Consider the following 16,939-nt stretch of genomic DNA (forward strand, 5'->3'; position numbering starts at 1 on the left):
CCGGTCCACCTTGCCGTCGAAGTCCTCCCACGGCTGCAGGCGAACCTCCATCTTGCGGTCGCTCGTCGAGTTGGCGATCCAGTGCTGCTCGATGTGTCGCTTCTGGTTCTCCGAGAGCGTCAGACCGATCACGTTGACGTCGTACTTCTCCACCGCGCGGTTGATCGTCGCACCCCAGCCGCAGCCGATGTCGAGCAGCGTCATGCCCGGCTCCAGCCCGAGCTTGCCGAGCGACAGATCGATCTTCGCCATCTGTGCCTCTTCGAGGGTCATGTCGTCACGCTCGAAGTACGCGCAGCTGTAGACCTGGTTCGGGTCCTGCCACAGCTTGAAGAAGTCGTTGGAGATGTCGTAGTGGAACTGGACTTCCTTCTTGTCCGACCCGCGTGTCTCGGCAGCCGACTTCGACAGCCACTTGGACTGCGCAGGTGACGGGGTTTGCGTGTCGTTGGAAGAACTCATGATCCACCTTGTCGGCATTCGAAATTCGTGGTCGCGGTCGCGCCGCACGGCATCTGCTTCACCACCTCGGCAGTTCGACGTTACCTGTGGATGTCGCGTCTGCGAACCGCGACATCCGCGGGAGCGCACCCGATTCAAGATCGGTAGCTTCGACGCTCTTTGCTCGCCTGCGCCGAAGGCAATTGCTGAATTGCACTGAATGCGACCCGCCGCCGCGGGTGCGGACGGTAGCGCACAGACTGGACGCATGACGGAACGTGAGGACACCCGCGTCGCGGTCTACCTGGACTTCGACAACATCGTGATCTCGCGGTACGACCAGGTGAACGGCCGCAGCTCGTTCCAGCGCGACAAGACCAAGGGTCTGGAGGTCGACCGCCTGCAGCGCGCCACGGTCGACGTCGGGGCCATCATCGACTTCGCGTCGTCCTTCGGCACGCTGGTGCTGACCAGGGCCTACGCCGATTGGTCGGCCGACGTCAACGCCGGCTACCGCGGCCAGTTGGTCGGCCGCGCCGTCGACCTGGTGCAGCTGTTTCCGGCCGCCGCGTACGGCAAGAACGGCGCCGACATCCGGCTCGCGGTCGATGCCGTCGAGGACATGTTCCGCCTGCCCGACCTGACCCACGTCGTGATCGTCGCTGGCGACTCCGACTACATCGCGCTTGCGCAGCGGTGCAAGCGGCTGGGCCGCTACGTCGTCGGCATCGGGGTAGCCGGCTCGTCGAGTCGGTCGCTGGCCGCGGCGTGCGACGACTTCGTCATCTACGACGCGCTCCCCGGCGTGCCGGTCTTCGAACCCGATGACGTGCCTGCAGGCAAGGAGGAGCCGGAGCCCGAGCCCAAGAAGCGCGCCCCGCGCCGACGCGCCACCCGACCGCAGGCCGTCGAGGAGGAACCCGAGGCACCCGACCCGCAGGCCGACGCCACGGGGCTGCTGACCCGCGCGCTGCGCATCGGCCTGGAGAAGGACGACGTCGAATGGCTGCACAACTCGGCGGTCAAGGCCCAGATGAAGCGGATGGATCCGTCGTTCAGCGAGAAGTCGCTGGGGTTCCGGTCGTTCAGCGACTTCCTGCGCTCACGCGCCGAAGTGGTCGAGCTCGACGAGAGCTCGACCACCCGGATGGTGCGGTTGAAGGGCTGAGCCCGCCGAGCGTGGGGTTGATCCACGCTCCTGCGTGGGAGGCGTGGAAGAACCCCACCCTCGGCAGGGTGATGGGCTGCTAGCCGATCGTCGAGATGATCTGCGGCTTCATCTGGTCCAGCTGCGCGCTCCAGTACGGCCAGCTGTGCGTGCCGTTGGGCGGGAAGTTGAACGTGCCATTGCGCCCGCCCGCCGCGGTATAGGCGTTCTGGAACGCGACGTTGCTGTCCTTGGTCAGGCCTTCGAGGAAGGTGGCAGGCAGGTCGCCGCCGCCGAGCTCGCTGGGGGTTCCGTTGCCGGTGTAGACGTAGATCCGGGTGCCGTTGGACGCCAGCCGGCCAGCCTGCAGCGTCGGGTCGTTGCGCTGCCAGTCCGGTCCGCCGCCCGGGCCCCACATGGCCTGCGCGTCGAAGCCGCCCGCGTCGCGCATCGACACGCCGACCAGCGTCGGCCAGATGCCGTCGGACAGGTGCTCGAAGCCCGACAGCGAGCCGGCGTAGGTGAACTGACCGGGGTGATAGGCCGCCAGGATCAGCGACGCGCTGCCCGACATCGACAACCCGACGACGGCGTTGCCGGTGGGGGAGATGCCCTTGGTCGACGACAGGTACGCGGGCAGCTCCGAGGTCAGGAACGTCTCCCACTGGTAGGGCTGGGTCTGACCGTTCCCGACGGCAGGCTGCTCCCAGTTGGTGTAGAAGCTGGACATGCCGCCCACGGGCATCACGACCGACACGCCCGAGTTGTTGAACTTCTCAAACGCGTTGGTCTCGATGTCCCAACCGCTGTTGTCGTCGCGGGCGCGCAGCCCGTCGAGCAGGTACACCGCGTGCGAGCCGCCCGGCTGGAACCGCACCAGGATCGGGTGGCCCATCGCGGCGGATGGCACCATCAGGTCCTCGACCGGCAGTCCGGGCGGGGAGTAGGCGCCCGCGGTCGCCGAACCGCCCACGACACCGACCAGGCCGGGCAGCACGGCGGCGACGAGCGCAACGACCGCGACCCGGCGCCCACTCCTTCGAAGTTTGTTCAACAACGTCATGTCTTGCCCATCTCTCGTCGAGCCCGCATCGCGTGCAAATGGCCCGGCGGCCGCGCGTCCTTGATCGGCTGCCGGGAGTCGTGTCTCAATGGTTACTCGGCGAGTCTTACCCGCGCGTTACCACCTCAACCGCGCCGCAGCGCCGAGTTGTCTGTCCATTTGCTGTGAGCCACAAGGCTTTCTGCTGCTCAGCGGGTGTTCATCGGCGTGTCTGACGCAAGAATGACGGCCACGGCGTGGTCCGCGAACCGCGCCGTTCGGGATAGAGTTCAACCGACGTCGACGGGGCCGTCGACGAGTCCGCGGGTAGCTTCGGCCAACACCGTGGAACAAGACGATCACGAATCCGCACCGGCGCTCGCCGGACGGGTCGGCGGCCGTCGAAACCCTTACCATTGTGGCTCGCTATCCAGCTGGCGCCGAACAACTCTGGAGTCTTGTTGCAGTCCACTCGTCGTGTCCGCGGGCCCTGGTTGGCCGCATCCCTGGTGGTGCTGGTCGTGCTCGGAGGCGTCCTCGTCAGTGGATCCGAGCGGTGCCAAGGGGCCTGCCAGGTGATCGCCGCGCCGCGTGACCTCGCCGAGGCGGAGCCCGCTCCAGCGCCGCCGCCTGCCCCGGCCTCGCTGGCGATCATGCCGCGCCCGTCGGCTCAGGACGTCAACCCCGCGGGCCCGGTGTTGATCACCGCGACCGGCGGCGCCATCACCGGCGTCACCATGACCAATGACAGCGGCAAGGTGATCGACGGCGTTCTGACGCCGGACGGCCAGGCGTGGAAGCCGCTGAGCCAACTCGGCTACGGACGCACCTACACGCTGTCGGTCGACGCGCTCGGAACCACGGGCATCCCGTCGCACCAGGAGTCGAGCTTCACCACCGTCGAGCCAAGCAACCAGACCGAGCTGTACCTGGAGACCACCGCGGGCGGACTGTTGCAGGACGGCGCCACCTACGGCGTCGGCACCGTCGTCGTCGCGCACTTCGACGAGGCCATTCAGGACAAGGCCAACGCCGAACGGCATCTGTCGGTCACCACCGACCCGCCGGTGAAGGGCGCCTGGTACTGGACCTCCGACACCACCGCGCACTGGCGGCCGCAGAACTACTACGCGCCGGGCACCACCGTGAAGGTCTCGGCCAACATCTACGGCATGGCGATGGGCGAAGGCCTGTACGGCGCCGAGGACGAGGAGGTGTCGTTCAAGATCGGCGACGCCCATGTTTCGATCGCCGACGACGTCACCAAGATGGTCAGCGTCTACGACAACGGCAAGTTGGTGCGCACGATGCCGACGTCGATGGGGATGGGCGGCACCGAGACCATCGGCAACACCGAGCTGTCGTTCTGGACGCCGTCGGGCGTCTACACCGTGATGGACAAGGCCAACCCGGTGATCATGGACTCCTCGACGTTCGGGTTGCCGACGAACTCACGGCTCGGCTACCGCGAGAGCATCCCGTATGCCACGCGCATCAGCACCGACGGCATCTACCTGCACCAGCTGAACTCGACGGTGTGGGCCCAGGGCAACACCGACGTGTCCCACGGCTGTCTGAACCTCAGCGGCGACAACGCCGCCTGGTTCTACGACTTCTCGGTGCCGGGTGACGTGGTCGAGGTACGCAACACCGGTGGCAAGCCGCTGCAGATTTGGCAGAACGGCGATTGGTCGGTGCCGTGGGCGCAGTGGCGCGAGGGCAGCAAGCTCACGTAGGGGTCAGCCGAGCAGTGCGGCTGCCGAGCGCAGATCCTGCAGGGCGGCTAGCGCATGGGGCGCAAGGTCTTCGGCGTCGCCGCGGGCACCTTCTGACCACTGGGCGTAACCCCGCTTGAACGCGAGCACTCCCAGTTCGGCGGCAAGGTGCGCGGTCGGCTCGGGAAACCCGCGGGCGGTGAGGGCAGCCGTCATCGCGGCTGCGAGGCCGACGCTCTTGAGGGCGTCCCGTTCCTGAAGCTCCGTACTCGCCGCCACGGCCGCCTTGACCCGAGGGCCCAGCTCGCGGTTGGCCGGGCCCATTGCACTCGACGCGCGCTCGAGACCGGCGGCAACCGCCTCGAGCGGACTAGCGCCCTCGGGCGCTTCGCCGATCCCGTCGGCGAGCAGCCTGCTCAAGGTCTCTTGCCCGGCGACCAGGAGTTCACGCTTGTCGGAGAAGTGCCGGAAGAAGGTGCTCTTGGTGACGCCGGCACGCTCGGCGATCTGTGCCACGGTGGTGGCGTCGTACCCCTGCTCGGTGAACAGGTCGACGGCCGCGACGACGAGCCGTTGGGTCGCCCCGGGTTCCCATCGCGCCATGGGAGCCGATCTTAGTCATGGGACACATGTCCCGTCATGAGTGTACGGTGATGGGATAACTGTCCCATCACTTGTAGGAGCACCATGCGCGTATTCGTCACCGGCGGAACCGGCGTCGTTGGTTCTGCCGTCGTCAACGAGCTTCTCGGCCACGGTCACACCGTTCTCGCGCTGGCTCGCTCGGACGGCTCCGCGCTCGCCGTCAAAGATGCTGGCGCCGAACCGCTTCGGGGCGACCTGGCAGACCTCGACGTTCTACGGACTGGCGCCCGGCAATGCGATGGCGTGATCAGCCTGGCATTCGGACGCGACTACGGCAGCCCTGGCGCGCTCGGGCAGGCAGTTGCCGAGGAGAGTGCAGCTCTCGAGGCGCTGGGACGGGAGCTCATCGGAAGTGACCGCCCGATCGTCACGGTCTCCGGTACGCCCTGGGTGCCCGGCCGCACCTCCACCGAGACCGACCCACTGCCGACCGACGGGCCCGTGGGTGGTCGGAGCCGTTCGGTGACGGCGCTGCTGGATCTTGCCTCGAACGGTGTGCGCAGCACGGCCATTCGGCTGCCGCGCACCGTGCACAACGAGGGCGAGGGCGGGTTTGCAGGCCTGCTGACCGATATCGCCCGCCGCACCGGCGTGTCCGGCTATCCGGGCGACGGCACTCAGCGCTGGCCGGCCGTGCACGCGCTCGACGCCGCGGTCCTCTTCCGCCTGGCCCTCGAGGGGGCCCCGGCCGGAACGGCATGGCACGCCGTCGACGACGAGGGCGACCAGGTGCGCGACATCGCGACGGTCATCGGCAGACGCCTGAACCTGCCGGTCGCGTCGGCGCCGGAGGACCAGTTCGGCCCGTTCGGTCCCATCTTTGCCCTCGATCAGCCCGCGTCAAGCGCCTACACCCGCGCCACCCTCGGATGGCAGCCGACGCGCCCGAACCTCCTCGACGACCTGGAAAACATTCAGCCGTAAGCGGTTCCGGCAACGGCGCCGCACCGCCCGTCGACGGCGAGCAGCCATGGCCTGGTCAGTGCGCGTCGGCCGCGCCGATTTGTCGCAGCAGGGCGTCCACGTCGAGAAGATCCCACACCTGCGCGAACTTCCCGTCCTCGACGCGGTACAGCGTGAACTCGGGTACCGCGATGCGGCGGCCGGTCGCCTCGATGCCCTGAAAGCTGCCGAGATGGGTGCCGGTGACCGTGAAGTGCAGGGCAATGAGGTCGCGGTCGGTCACCAGACTGCGGACCTCCCAACGCCAGTCGGGGAAGGCGTGCACCAACGGCGCGAACTGCTCCGTGACGGCACTCGCCTGGATGGGGACGTCGTTGACGGTGATGGTCGGCGTGTAGAACGCCGTCATCCCGTCGAAGTCATGCGCGTTGCACAGCCCGAGGTAGGACTGATACAGCGCTTCGTACTCCTCGCGATTGCTCATGGTTGCGTCCTCTCGCCTCGCCCATCATGGACTGGTGCGACGATGCGCGCATCGGTGAACCTCGCCTAATCGCCTAATCGCCGAAGGTCGTGGTCGGTACGCGCCATGGCGCAATCCGCGCCGCTCCACCGATGGGCGGTGCTCATCGATCCACGGCGCGCCCTGGAGATGGGGCGTCAGGAGTCCGTGACCGCGATGAGCACTGCCAACCTGCCTATCTCGTGAGGGGCGGACCTCCGCGGTGGCGTTGCGCTGGCGATCGTCTTCAAGGGTCGTCACGGACCGAGGACGGGGCCGGGCAGGACCGATTCGATGCCCTGTGGTGGCCCCATCGGCGGCCGACCGTAGGGGTCCTCCAAATTGGTGGACACTCCGGTGGCGTCGACGTTCACCCCACCGGTTGCGCTGTCGGAGGTGCGCACTCCGGGCGCGGGACCGTACGGGCCAATCCTGTTGGGCACGTTGCCCAGTCGCGACCCCGGCATGCCGACGTCCGTTTGGCCGGGGTCGGCATTGGTGGCTATCCCGACACCGGCGGCGTCGAACAGACCCTGCGCGCCCCCGGGGGGAATCGGATTCCAGAACGTCGCGTAGCCGTAGGGCCTGCCCACGACCCCGGGGGCGAGGAGGCCCACCGGAGGGTAGCCGTAGTTGGGCGGGACGAAGGGCGGCGGGCCTGGACTCGGTTCGGCCGAGGCGGATGCCGCCGTTGCGACTCCCGAGGCCACCAGTGCCGCGGCGAACTGTGTCAGACGAGTCTTCACGGTGCCCTCCCGTCGTCAGATCTTGATGGGGTCGCCGTAGATTGCGAATTCCGAATGTGCTGCAGCAGTTGAGGTCCGCAGATAGGCGTAGGACCTGATGGTGACGTCGCCGCCGCAGGCGTCGGCCTTGATGTGGATGTTGTCGACGTCCAACATGGCGGTGCCGTCATTGAGCGCCATGTTGGCCATGGGAACGTCGACGATCACACCGGGTTGGATCGTGGTCTGGAGGAACCCCGTCAGGCCACCGGCGCCCGCAGGCAGGCCCGTCAGTGATGCGTTACCGCCGAAGGCACCAGCGCCACCGACGCCCAACCCGCTCGACACGTCGGATTGGCAGCCCAACTGATACCCGGCGATGAACACGCTGTCCGTGATGGGTGCTCCCCCTCCGGTAGCCCGCGCAGTCGCGGAGAACGTGACGAAGGCCTCGCGCGAGTTCGCCGCCGCCGCCAGGTTCGGGACCGAATTCACCCGTTCGCCGGCGATGTCGATCGAAAGACTCCACCCGTCGCGGGTGTTCTTCACGTAGTGCTGCGGAGCCATCTCCGTCGATTCAGCCTGTGCGACAGGCGAGCTCCCGAATGACATACCGATCACCAAGGCCGGCATCACGATCGGGCATGCCGCCGACCGCAGAAGGCGGGATCGCCGATTCCGCGGGGCGTGCGGTCGAGGCTCCTGTCGAACTGTGAGTGTCACGGGCCCATGGTCGCCACCGGCGGCGGACTTTGCATCGGTGAACTCTGCCTAATCCCGCCGACACCCCGTCGAAGGTGGATCGGGTCATGCCATTGTGCTCGACGTCTGCGCCGACGGTGTCGGGTCGGCCGCAGTCACTCGGAGGTTAGAACGCAGTGTCATCAACCAGGGGCCGGCGATGCCTGACGACGCAACAGGAGCGCGCATGGACGGCGTTCATGCACGTACAGCTGCGCATGCACTACGAGATGAACCGACAGCTGGTCAGAGACAGCGGGCTGTCCCTGGCCGATTACGAAGTCCTCTTGGCGCTCAGCGGCCGGCCTGGCGAGGTGATGCAGGTATCCGACCTCGCCATCGAGCTCGGATGGGAACGCAGTCGCGTCTCGCACCAGCTTCGGCGAATGTGCGAACGTGGTCTCACGGAGCGGCGCCCCTCGTCGACTGACCGGCGCGCCACCGACGCACTGCTGACTGGCGAGGGCCGCCGCATGATCTCAGCGGCGGCGCCTGCGCACCTCGATCTGGTTGGCCGATTGTTCTTCGATCCTCTGCCGACGGAGGTGCTGTCCTCCCTGACGGAGGCATTGGAGCTCGTCCTGGCGAACCTGCGGCGCACCGGATTGGGCGCGGCGGCTCCCGACTGACGGCACCGCAGGTTCGACGGTCCGCGAAGGCGCCGAAGATTTCCTCAGGCCAAGCGTGATGTGTCATGCTCTGGAAGGCTGTGAACACCGACCAGACGGTCCAGGCACGGCGACTCCACCGCTCATGGAGGATTTCGTGGATTTGGCGCAGATGGGAAGGCGCACCGAGGTCGCGGAGCTTCGCAAGCTCCTGGACGCCTCGCGCACCGGGGCATCGGCGGGCTTGGTCGTAGGTGGCGCCGCTGGACTCGGAAAGTCATCACTGCTCGACGAAGTCGAGACGATGGCCGCGGATTTCGCCATCCTGAGGACCCGGGCCGTCGAGTTCGAGTCCCGCATGCCCTTCGCCGCGCTGCAGCACCTGTTGGCGCCGAGGCTGCCGTTGCTGCCCACCCTGCCCGGACCACGTCGTGCCGCACTCGAGATGGCCTTCGGACTGCGGCCCGGCCAACCTGATCCGTTCCAGGTCGGCCTGGGTGTGGTCGCGATGTTGACGGTGGTGACCCCCACCCTGTGTCTCATCGACGATTCCCAGCACCTCGACTCGGCCAGCGCCGAGGCGCTCGTCCTCGCGGCGAGGCGCCTGGGCCACGAACCGGTGGCCGTGGTCTTTGCCGCCCGACCGAACCACGGGATCGTGGCCCTCGACGAACTGCCTCAACTTCGGCTGACGCCGCTGTCGCACGACGGAGCCCGACGACTTCTGTCCTCGACTCTGCCTGCGCCGCTCGACGATGCGGTGCGTGATCAGATCCTCGGCGAGGCGCGGGGCATACCCGCGGCGATCGCGGACATCGCCTGCGTGCGCGTCGCTTCCGACCTGGCAGGCGGCTACGCGCTTCCAGGGATCATCACACCCCCGACGCCGTTGATCGACGACTATGCACACCGCCTCGCCGGCCTCACCGAAGCAGCGCGGACCTTCGCGCTGCTCGCCGCCAGTGACCCCACGGGTGATCCCGCATTGCTGTGGCGGGCAGCGCAATTGGCAGGCGTGTACGGATCGGCGGCAGCGGCCGCCGACGCCCTGTCGATCACCATCGGCAGACGCGTCGCGTTTGCCCACCCGTTGGTGCGGTCGGTGATCTACCACTGTGCGGATGCGTCGCAGCGCCGAGCAAGCCACGACGTGGTGGCGTCGGCCACCGATGGGGTGACCGCGCCCGACCGCCGCGCATGGCATCGAGGTCAGGCCGTGGTCGGCGCCAACGAGGCCATCTCGCGGGAACTGGAGGCCAATGCCGAGCTTGCCAGCAGCAGAGGTGGAGTCGCCGCGGCGGCAGCCTTTCTCGAACGCGGTGCCGCCCTCACGGCCGACCCGCGACGACGCTTCCAACTGACGGTCCACGCAGCTGCCGTGAAGCTGGACGCCGGCGACCTCGACGCCGCGGCCGACCTGAGCGCAGCGGCGCGCCTCGACGCCACCGACGAGACGAACGTCGCGCGCCTCGATGCCGTCGATGCCCAAACGGCGTTCGCCAGGACGCGTCGGGTTGACGAGGCCAGGAGACTGGTGGCTGCGGCGGAGCGATTGGACACGCGCGAACTCGGCCCGGGGGCGCCAGTTCACTTGCAGGCCCTGGTCGCCGAGTACTGGACCGGCCGCGGTACTGACGCGAACGAGGAAGCCCCCGCGCTCGAACGCCCGGCGTCGGATTCCGACGGCACCGGGCCCGCCGACCTCGTCTCGCCCGCGTTGGCCTCGGCCATGTTCGGCGACCGCGCCGCGGCCGTTGCCCACGCGCGCCGGGCCGTGGCCGCGTTGCTCGAGCACGCCACCCGCCCGGAGGGTCTCGACCCGGCGTCGGCGTGGATCGTATGCAGCATCGCATGGGACGATCACGCTCTCGCCGCCATCGTCGACGAGCAGCTTACGGCGGTGCGTGACGCGGGAAGGGTTGGCGTGCTTCCCGTTTCGCTGACATCCCGAGCCTTGGTTCACCTGCACGCCGGTGAGTTGGATCTCGCGGCGGCACGCGTCGCCGAGGCCAAGCAGTTCTCCGACGTCGTGCCCGAGCTCGTCGAACTCGGAGTCGCCGCGTGGCGCGGCGATCGTCGCACCGCCGAGCAGCTTGGCGAACGGCTGACGAGTTCGGCGCCCACGGGACTGGGACCCAGGCAAGTGGCCGCGGTGACGTACGCGCGGCTGCTCTTGCACAACGGGACGGGCAACTATCGCCAGGCGCTCGCCGCGGCCGCGGCCGGCTCCGGCCTCGACGAGCTCGGGTTCCACGTGTTCATTCCACCGGAGCTCGTGGAGGCGGCCGCCTTCGGCGATCGCAGGGACATGGCGGTCGACCTCTCCGATCGACTCGGGGCACATGCAGAAGCTGCTGGCACCCCATGGGCGCTGGGCATTCACCGACGTTGCCAAGCCCTGCTGAGCGCGGAGTCGGACGCCGAGAGGTTGTTCGCAGAGTCCGTCGACTACCTGCGGGCTAGTCGGACGCCGATCCAATTGGCGCGCAGTCAGCTGCTTTTCGGCGAGTGGCTCCGGCGCCGCCAACGGCGCAGCGACGCGCGCACCCATCTGCGTGAGGCCTTCGATGCGTTCTCCGTCTCAGGTGCGACGCTGTTTGCGAAGCGCGCGGCGCGGGAATTGCGGGCCGCCGGTGAGATGGCGCCGCAGCCGCGTGGCCGCATCGGTGGGCTCTCGGACCAGGAACTCGCGGTCGCCGAGCGCGTGGCCGACGGCAAGACTTCCAAGGAGGTCGCCGCCGAGCTGGTGCTCAGTCCACGCACCGTCGACGCGCACCTACGAAGCATCTTCTCGAAATTGGGCGTCACTTCGCGTCGGGACATTCGTCATGCACTTCCGGTGTCGCCGACGGGCCAGGGACGGTCAGCGCCCGGCGGCCATCCCGCGCGACGCTCGTAGCGTCGGCACCGTTCGGTGAAAACCACCTAACTTGGTGCCGCCGAACTCGAATGCGCAGGCAACGTCCGCCGACGCTTCATAGGCTCGGCAGCGTGGTCGCAATCGGCGACCGCGCAGGAGCCGCCGAACTCGATCGGACATTCGTCGTCCCCGACCCTAGGAGTGCACCATGTCGTCCCCCTCGTACCCCACCGTGAAGCTCGACCGGGATCGAGCAGCCATGCTCTTCGTCGACCATCAAGCCGGTCTGCTGATGGGCGTCAAGGATCACGATCAGGAAGAGCTGCGCCGCAACGTGATTGCGTTGGCCAAGATGGCGAAGACGTTCGATCTTCCGACCGTCGTGACCACGAGTTCCGACGATGGCGCCAATGGTCCCGTGATCGGAGAGCTCGCCGCGGAACTACCGGATGCGTTGGTGGTGCGGCGGCCGGGCGAGGTCGACGCGATGGACAACGACGAGTTCAAGGCGGCCGTCGCCGCCACCGGGCGCGATCAAGTGATCATCTCGGGGATCAGTACCGATGTCTGCGTCGCATTCAGCGGCATGTCCGCCGTGGCCGAGGGGTACGGCGTGTGGGCAGTGCTGGATGCCTCGGGAACGTGGAGTGGCTTGGCGGCAAGCGCCGCGTCCGACCGGATGTCGCGGGCGGGCGTCGTGCTCACCAGCACCGTATCGATCGCCGCGGAGTTGCTGCGCGACTGGCGAAACGATGGGGGATCCGAGATCGCACCGATATTCGGCCAGTACGCGATTCCTGCCTACAGTTCGATGATGGCCTTCGCGAGCCGATGATGGCCGAGACTCGTCCGCCGTTCCCGCCCTTCGACTTGGAGACGGCCGCGCAGAAGGTGCAGGCCGCCGAGGACGCCTGGAACACGTGCGACCCCGACCGGGTCAGCTTGGCCTACACCCCCAACAGCGTCTGGCGGAACCGAGACGTCTTTCTCACCGGCCGCGATCGCATCGTCGAGTTCCTGGCGGCGAAGTGGCAGCGAGAACTCGATTACTCGTTGCGCAAGAGCCTGTGGGACTTTCACGGCAGCAGGATCGCGGTGCGCTTCCAGTACGAGTGCCGTGACCTACGCGGCCAGTGGTGGCGCAGCTATGGCAACGAACTGTGGGAGTTCGACGGCAATGGACTGATGTCCCGGCGCGAAGCCAGCATCAACGACCTGGCCATCGACGAGTCCGAACGCCGCTACTTCGGCCCCCGGCCCGAGGAGCACCGAGGCACCGGCCGCGACATCCCGATTTGGTAGGCCATTTCGACGATCGGAGGCTCCCATCACCGCACGCACTTCACTGCCTACGGCCTAGCGCGCCAAACCGTCCGCGACGCGGCCCAGGCGAGCCTCCAACGTGAGGAGGCTGTCCTCGATGACCTGACACTGCGCGCCACCGAGGCCGCCGACGGCGGCATCTTCGAGTTCGGCCCAGATACCCTCGACGCGTTCGCGCAGCGGGATGCTCGCGGGAGTGGGTTCGATCAGCGAGGCGCGCTTGTCGGCCGGTGCCGCCAGGCGGCGGACGAACCCCGCGTTCTCCAGCCGCCGGATCGTCCTGGTCATCGTGGCGGCGTCCGAGTCCAGCACCCGGACCAGGTCGACCTGGCGTTGGGGCCCGGCCTGCCACAGGTGCATCATGACGATCTCCTGCCCGGGGTGCAGACCCACCTCGCGCAACAGATGTCCGGCGATCATCCGGTGCAGCCGTGCCACGCGGAAGATGGCGTGACTGATGGGGCCGCTCTGCGCGGCCGCGGGCAGCGGAACGCTGGAACCGAGCGGGTCCTCGGTCGGGCCGTCGGGGTCGGGCGAACGCTTCATGTCCGAGCAGTCTACTCGTTGGTCGCCCTGGACGATCCTTCAATCATCGCAGCAAGAGAAGGAATTTGGCGACGATGGAATGGGAAAGCGCATATAACTGTTCGGACAGGTAATCGGCTGTGCAGCGGCGCGCAGGCGACGATGAGGTCACGAGCCCGTGGCCGACGAGAGAACACGCCGACGAGAGAACACGACGAAGGATTGCTCATGACCACTGCTTTCGACTCCACCACCGTGGGTGCCACCGAACTGAAGAACCGCATCGTGATGTCACCGATGACGCGCAGCCGCGCGTACGGCGCGGGGGCGTCTCCGACGGCGAGCATGGCCGAGTACTACGGCCAGCGGGCCGGCGCCGGCCTGATCATCACGGAGGGCACGCAGCCGTCGGTGATCGGCCAGGGGTATCCGAACACCCCCGGACTGCACTCCGTCGAGCAGGTCGAAGCGTGGAGGGCGGTCACCGACGCCGTACACGCCAACGGCGGCGTCATCTTCGCCCAACTCATGCACACCGGCCGCATCGGCCATCCGAGCCTGCTGCCGTCGGGCCTGGTCCCCGTCGCCCCGTCACCGGTCGCACCGTCCGGTGAGGTCTTCACCCTCGACGGAATGCAGCCCTTCGTCGTACCCGACGAACTGAGCGAGGAGCAGATCACCGAGACGGTGCTCGACTTCGCCGCGGCGGCCCGCAACGCCGTCGCCGCCGGCTTCGACGGCGTCGAGGTGCACGGCGCGAATGGCTATCTGCTGCACCAGTTCCTGTCGACCAATGCCAACCTGCGCAGCGACCGGTGGGGCGGTTCGGTCGAGAATCGCATCCGCTTGACCCTGCGCGTCGTCGATGCAGTGGCGGCCGAGATCGGCTCCGATCGTGTCGGCCTTCGCATCTCACCGAACAATCCGCTCAACGACATTCGCGAAGACGACTACCGCGACACCTATCTCGCATTGGTCGACGAGCTGGCACCCAGGGGATTGGCGTACCTGCACCTGCTGGAGACGGGCGATCGCGACTTCACCCACGAGCTGCGCCACCGGTTCGGCGGAACCTTCATCCTCAATCCGGCCACCCCGGGAGCGATCACCGGTCCGGATGAACTCGGCCTCGTCGAGGACGGCACCGCCGACCTGCTGGCATTCGGAGCGGCGTTCCTGGCCAACCCCGATCTGCCCCGACGCCTCGCCGCCGGGTCCCCGCTGAACGCGCCCGACCGCGCCACCTTCTACGGCGGCGACGACCGCGGATACACCGACTATCCGGCACTCGACGCGGTACCGACCCCGGCGTGACTCCGAGCCCCGACCATAGAACGAGAGAACAGACATGAGTACGACATTCGAGGGTCGCGTTGCCTTGATCACCGGCGGAAGCCGCGGCATCGGAGCCGCCATCGCGCGGCGACTGGCCGAGGCGGGCGCCACGGTCGCCATCAACTACCGGTCCAACGCCGGCGCCGCCGACGAGCTCGTCGAGGACCTGCGCTCGCGCGGGCACCGCGCCGAGTCGTTCGGCGGCGACGTCACCGATCCCGCTCGGATCGCCGACGTCGTGGCCAAGGTGGTCGAGGAGTTCGGGGCCCTGCACCTGCTGGCGAGCAACGCCGGCATCGAGCACTTCGCCCCGCTGGCCGACATCACCCTTGCCGACTTCGAGAACGTGTTCCGCACCAACGTCGGTGGCCAGTTGTTCGCGGTGCAAGCCGCGGCCGCCGTCATGCCGCCCGGCAGCCGCATCGTGCTGACGTCGTCGGTCAGCGCGCGCATCGCCGTGCACCACCACACGCTGTACGCCGCAAGCAAGGCTGCGGTCAGCGCCATGGCGCTCAACCTCGCACCGGAGCTGGCCGAGGTCGGCATCGCCATTACGCCGTCGCACCCGGCGGCACGGCCACCGACATGGCGGCCGAGAACGGGGCGGACTACGTCCATCCCGCGCTGGCCGACGTCGCGCCCCACCTGGTGACCCGTTCGATGAACGCGCTGGGCCGACTCGCGCGACCCGAGGAGATCGCCGACACGGTCGCATTCCTGCTGTCGCAGAATGCCTCCTACATCACCGGATCGACACTCGACGTGGCAGGCGGGTGGATGCGATGACCGACTACGGACGGGAGCTGCAGTTCGGGGTCTTCGTGACGCCGAGTCCCGAGCTCCTCGACAACAGTTATGCCATCGCCCAGCTCGCCGATGAGCACCTGAACTTCATTGGCGTACAGGACCATCCGTATCAGAGGCACTTTCTCGATGCCTGGGCGTTCATGTCGACGCTGCTGGCGCGCACCGACCGGGTGCGGGTGGTGCCCGACGTGGCCAATCTCCCGCTGCACAATCCCGCGGTCATCGCCAAGGCGGCGGCGAGCCTCGACGTCATCTCCGGCGGCCGGATGGAACTGGCGCTTGGGGCAGGCGCCTTTTGGGACGCCGTCGTCGCCATGGGCGGGCCGCGGCGCTCTCCGGGGGAGGCCGCTCAAGCGCTGCGCGACGCGGTCGAGGTGACGCGGCTGATGTGGTCGGGCCAGCGGTCGGTCAGTTACGACGGCGAGTTCTACCGCCTCAAGGGCCTGCACCCGGGGCCCCAGCCGGCCCACGACATGCAAATCTGGCTCGGCGTCGGCGGTCCCAAGCTGCTTCGGTACCTCGGTGGACACGCCGACGGTTGGCTACCGTCGAACTCCTACTTTCCGCCGGAGGCGCTTCCCGGAATGAGCGGCCAGATCGACCGCGGTGCGGCCGACGCAGGCCGCGATCCCGCGTCGATCGTGCGGGCCTACAACGTGTTCGGTGAGATCGGTACGAACGCATCCGGCGATCCGTTCACGGGCACGGTCACGCAGTGGACCGACAACCTGACCTCACTGGCCGTCGAGACCGGCATCGACACGTTCATCTTCGCCGCACCCGACGACGACCTCGGCCAGACGCGGACGTTCGCCGAGGAGGTCGTGCCCGCGGTGCGTCGCGCGGTCGCCGAGCATCGGCGATGACCCGGCTATAGCCACCGCGGCGCGACGGCGTCCCCCGCGGTGCCGGTCGTGACGCCGATGGCGCCGCGACCGGTCGCCCAGCGGACCACGGCGGGCAGCGCACCCGACACCGTCGTCGACGGCGCGGCGTCGTCGTGCACCGCGACGGGTTCGCGACCGTCGACGGCGAGGACCCGGCCGGCCCCGTCGCCCCTGGTGCGCCACGCTCCGACGACGTCGGTGAGCAGCGAGTCCAAGACCGGGACGGGAAAGTCGGCGAACCGCCCCCCGTTGTCGAGGTCGACCGCGTGGATCCACACCTCGCGGGTGCGCATCCAGACCGTCTCCTCGGCGGGCACCTGGCGGCCCTGCGCGGTGCGCACCGTCTCGAGCCAGGCGGCACTCGGCAAGTGCCGCCACTTCTCGTCCAACCGTGCACAACTGTGCGCGAACAGGTTTCGCAACGCGCCCGCGTTGAGTGTGGCGCCTTCCGCGATCTCGCGAGCACGGTGCTCGGTGGAGGCGTACATCGGCGTCTCCTCCCCGGTCGCGGCCCAGTCCAGCAGCCGGCAGAGCGCCACCGCGTTGTAGGCCGCGTGGGCCACCAGATGCCGCCGCGTCCATCCGTCGAGCAGGGTGTCACCGTCGAAGTCGGAATCGGTCAGCTCGGCGACGCGCTGCGCCAGGTACGCGGTGCCGCGGCGGGCGATCAGGAGTCGCTCGGAGAGGTCGAGTGCGTCGAACGCCATCGGATGCCTACTTGACGATCGTCGTG

General features: G+C 68.1%; 17 protein-coding genes and 1 pseudogene. 10 read left to right on the plus strand and 8 right to left on the minus strand.

All coding sequences use genetic code 11. From position 1 onward, the window contains the following. A partial coding sequence (locus ABW137_RS08725; RefSeq protein WP_526398923.1) for a class I SAM-dependent methyltransferase occupies window positions 1-462 on the minus strand: 462 nt, incomplete at its 3' end. 247 nt (window positions 463-709) lie between these two features. On the opposite strand from ABW137_RS08725, the gene ABW137_RS08730 reads away from it, so the two are divergent. Continuing rightward, window positions 710-1,609 (plus strand): NYN domain-containing protein, encoded by a 900-nt coding sequence (locus ABW137_RS08730; RefSeq protein WP_526398925.1) that lies wholly within the window; start codon window positions 710-712, stop codon window positions 1,607-1,609. Between the two features lie 79 nt (window positions 1,610-1,688). Here ABW137_RS08730 and ABW137_RS08735 read toward each other — a convergent pair whose 3' ends face one another. Continuing rightward, entirely contained in the window at window positions 1,689-2,651 is a 963-nt protein-coding gene (locus ABW137_RS08735) for an alpha/beta hydrolase (protein ID WP_526398927.1), read from the minus strand. 413 nt (window positions 2,652-3,064) lie between these two features. Between ABW137_RS08735 and ABW137_RS08740 the strand changes: the two genes are divergently transcribed. Further along, window positions 3,065-4,366, plus strand: a complete 1,302-nt coding sequence (locus tag ABW137_RS08740) for an Ig-like domain-containing protein (protein WP_526398949.1) — start codon at window positions 3,065-3,067, stop codon at window positions 4,364-4,366. Window positions 4,367-4,369: 3 nt separating this feature from the next. On the opposite strand, the gene ABW137_RS08745 is transcribed toward ABW137_RS08740, so the two are convergent. Then, window positions 4,370-4,948: a TetR/AcrR family transcriptional regulator gene (locus tag ABW137_RS08745; RefSeq protein WP_526398929.1), complete on the minus strand. Its 579-nt coding sequence runs from the start codon at window positions 4,946-4,948 to the stop codon at window positions 4,370-4,372. An 84-nt stretch (window positions 4,949-5,032) separates the two neighbouring features. Here ABW137_RS08745 and ABW137_RS08750 point away from each other — a divergent pair, with 84 nt between their 5' ends. After that, the gene (locus ABW137_RS08750) at window positions 5,033-5,914 is read left to right on the plus strand and encodes an SDR family oxidoreductase (protein WP_526398931.1); all 882 of its coding nucleotides are present in this window, start codon (window positions 5,033-5,035) and stop codon (window positions 5,912-5,914) included. Between the two features lie 55 nt (window positions 5,915-5,969). Here the strand turns inward: ABW137_RS08750 and ABW137_RS08755 are convergent, their stop codons facing one another. The 3 genes from ABW137_RS08755 to ABW137_RS08765 form a co-directional block, all read right to left on the minus strand. Then, window positions 5,970-6,377, minus strand: a complete 408-nt coding sequence (locus ABW137_RS08755) for an ester cyclase (RefSeq protein WP_526398933.1) — start codon at window positions 6,375-6,377, stop codon at window positions 5,970-5,972. 275 nt (window positions 6,378-6,652) lie between these two features. Next, entirely contained in the window at window positions 6,653-7,141 is a 489-nt protein-coding gene (locus ABW137_RS08760; protein WP_526398935.1) for a hypothetical protein, read from the minus strand. A gap of 15 nt (window positions 7,142-7,156) precedes the next feature. Continuing rightward, window positions 7,157-7,753 (minus strand): MspA family porin, encoded by a 597-nt coding sequence (locus tag ABW137_RS08765; RefSeq protein WP_526398951.1) that lies wholly within the window; start codon window positions 7,751-7,753, stop codon window positions 7,157-7,159. 308 nt (window positions 7,754-8,061) lie between these two features. On the opposite strand from ABW137_RS08765, the gene ABW137_RS08770 reads away from it, so the two are divergent. The 4 genes from ABW137_RS08770 to ABW137_RS08785 all read left to right on the plus strand — a co-directional run bounded on the left by ABW137_RS08770 (window position 8,062) and on the right by ABW137_RS08785 (window position 12,631). After that, entirely contained in the window at window positions 8,062-8,490 is a 429-nt protein-coding gene (locus ABW137_RS08770; RefSeq protein ID WP_526398937.1) for a MarR family winged helix-turn-helix transcriptional regulator, read from the plus strand. 136 nt (window positions 8,491-8,626) lie between these two features. Then, window positions 8,627-11,368, plus strand: a complete 2,742-nt coding sequence (locus ABW137_RS08775) for a LuxR C-terminal-related transcriptional regulator (protein WP_526398939.1) — start codon at window positions 8,627-8,629, stop codon at window positions 11,366-11,368. A 169-nt stretch (window positions 11,369-11,537) separates the two neighbouring features. Further along, window positions 11,538-12,164, plus strand: coding sequence for an isochorismatase family protein (locus ABW137_RS08780; protein ID WP_526398941.1), 627 nt, complete (start codon window positions 11,538-11,540; stop codon window positions 12,162-12,164). Next, window positions 12,164-12,631 (plus strand): DUF1348 family protein, encoded by a 468-nt coding sequence (locus ABW137_RS08785; RefSeq protein ID WP_526398943.1) that lies wholly within the window; start codon window positions 12,164-12,166, stop codon window positions 12,629-12,631. Before ABW137_RS08780 ends, ABW137_RS08785 begins: the two co-directional genes overlap by 1 nt. A 54-nt stretch (window positions 12,632-12,685) precedes the next feature. Here the strand turns inward: ABW137_RS08785 and ABW137_RS08790 are convergent, their stop codons facing one another. After that, window positions 12,686-13,198 (minus strand): MarR family winged helix-turn-helix transcriptional regulator, encoded by a 513-nt coding sequence (locus ABW137_RS08790; protein WP_526398944.1) that lies wholly within the window; start codon window positions 13,196-13,198, stop codon window positions 12,686-12,688. A gap of 207 nt (window positions 13,199-13,405) precedes the next feature. On the opposite strand from ABW137_RS08790, the gene ABW137_RS08795 reads away from it, so the two are divergent. The 3 genes and pseudogenes from ABW137_RS08795 (at window position 13,406) to ABW137_RS08805 (ending at window position 16,185) form a co-directional block, all read left to right on the plus strand. Continuing rightward, on the plus strand, window positions 13,406-14,491 hold the full coding sequence (locus ABW137_RS08795) for an alkene reductase (protein ID WP_526398946.1): 1,086 nt from the start codon (window positions 13,406-13,408) through the stop codon (window positions 14,489-14,491). 34 nt (window positions 14,492-14,525) lie between these two features. Beyond that, window positions 14,526-15,298, plus strand: a pseudogene (locus tag ABW137_RS08800) (SDR family NAD(P)-dependent oxidoreductase). Beyond that, complete coding sequence (locus ABW137_RS08805; RefSeq protein ID WP_526398948.1) at window positions 15,295-16,185, plus strand: LLM class flavin-dependent oxidoreductase; 891 nt, start codon at window positions 15,295-15,297, stop codon at window positions 16,183-16,185. The pseudogene ABW137_RS08800 and the gene ABW137_RS08805 overlap by 4 nt, the downstream one beginning before the upstream one ends. Window positions 16,186-16,190: 5 nt before the next feature. On the opposite strand, the gene ABW137_RS08810 is transcribed toward ABW137_RS08805, so the two are convergent. Beyond that, the gene (locus tag ABW137_RS08810) at window positions 16,191-16,913 is read right to left on the minus strand and encodes a maleylpyruvate isomerase family mycothiol-dependent enzyme (RefSeq protein ID WP_526398953.1); all 723 of its coding nucleotides are present in this window, start codon (window positions 16,911-16,913) and stop codon (window positions 16,191-16,193) included. Window positions 16,914-16,939 lie beyond the last annotated feature (26 nt).

The organism is Mycobacterium sp. (assembly GCF_040509115.1).
Taxonomy (GTDB): domain Bacteria; phylum Actinomycetota; class Actinomycetes; order Mycobacteriales; family Mycobacteriaceae; genus Mycobacterium.

Coding starts and splice junctions, on each gene's coding strand:
- ABW137_RS08730 (WP_526398925.1), top strand. CDS start 710: ATGACGGAACGTGAGGACACCCGCGTCGCGGTCTACCTGGACTTCGAC.
- ABW137_RS08805 (WP_526398948.1), top strand. CDS start 15,295: ATGACCGACTACGGACGGGAGCTGCAGTTCGGGGTCTTCGTGACGCCG.
- ABW137_RS08795 (WP_526398946.1), top strand. CDS start 13,406: ATGACCACTGCTTTCGACTCCACCACCGTGGGTGCCACCGAACTGAAG.
- ABW137_RS08770 (WP_526398937.1), top strand. CDS start 8,062: ATGCACGTACAGCTGCGCATGCACTACGAGATGAACCGACAGCTGGTC.
- ABW137_RS08790 (WP_526398944.1), bottom strand. CDS start 13,198: ATGAAGCGTTCGCCCGACCCCGACGGCCCGACCGAGGACCCGCTCGGT.
- ABW137_RS08780 (WP_526398941.1), top strand. CDS start 11,538: ATGTCGTCCCCCTCGTACCCCACCGTGAAGCTCGACCGGGATCGAGCA.
- ABW137_RS08735 (WP_526398927.1), bottom strand. CDS start 2,651: ATGACGTTGTTGAACAAACTTCGAAGGAGTGGGCGCCGGGTCGCGGTC.
- ABW137_RS08755 (WP_526398933.1), bottom strand. CDS start 6,377: ATGAGCAATCGCGAGGAGTACGAAGCGCTGTATCAGTCCTACCTCGGG.
- ABW137_RS08745 (WP_526398929.1), bottom strand. CDS start 4,948: ATGGCGCGATGGGAACCCGGGGCGACCCAACGGCTCGTCGTCGCGGCC.
- ABW137_RS08810 (WP_526398953.1), bottom strand. CDS start 16,913: ATGGCGTTCGACGCACTCGACCTCTCCGAGCGACTCCTGATCGCCCGC.
- ABW137_RS08785 (WP_526398943.1), top strand. CDS start 12,164: ATGGCCGAGACTCGTCCGCCGTTCCCGCCCTTCGACTTGGAGACGGCC.
- ABW137_RS08750 (WP_526398931.1), top strand. CDS start 5,033: ATGCGCGTATTCGTCACCGGCGGAACCGGCGTCGTTGGTTCTGCCGTC.
- ABW137_RS08765 (WP_526398951.1), bottom strand. CDS start 7,753: ATGCCGGCCTTGGTGATCGGTATGTCATTCGGGAGCTCGCCTGTCGCA.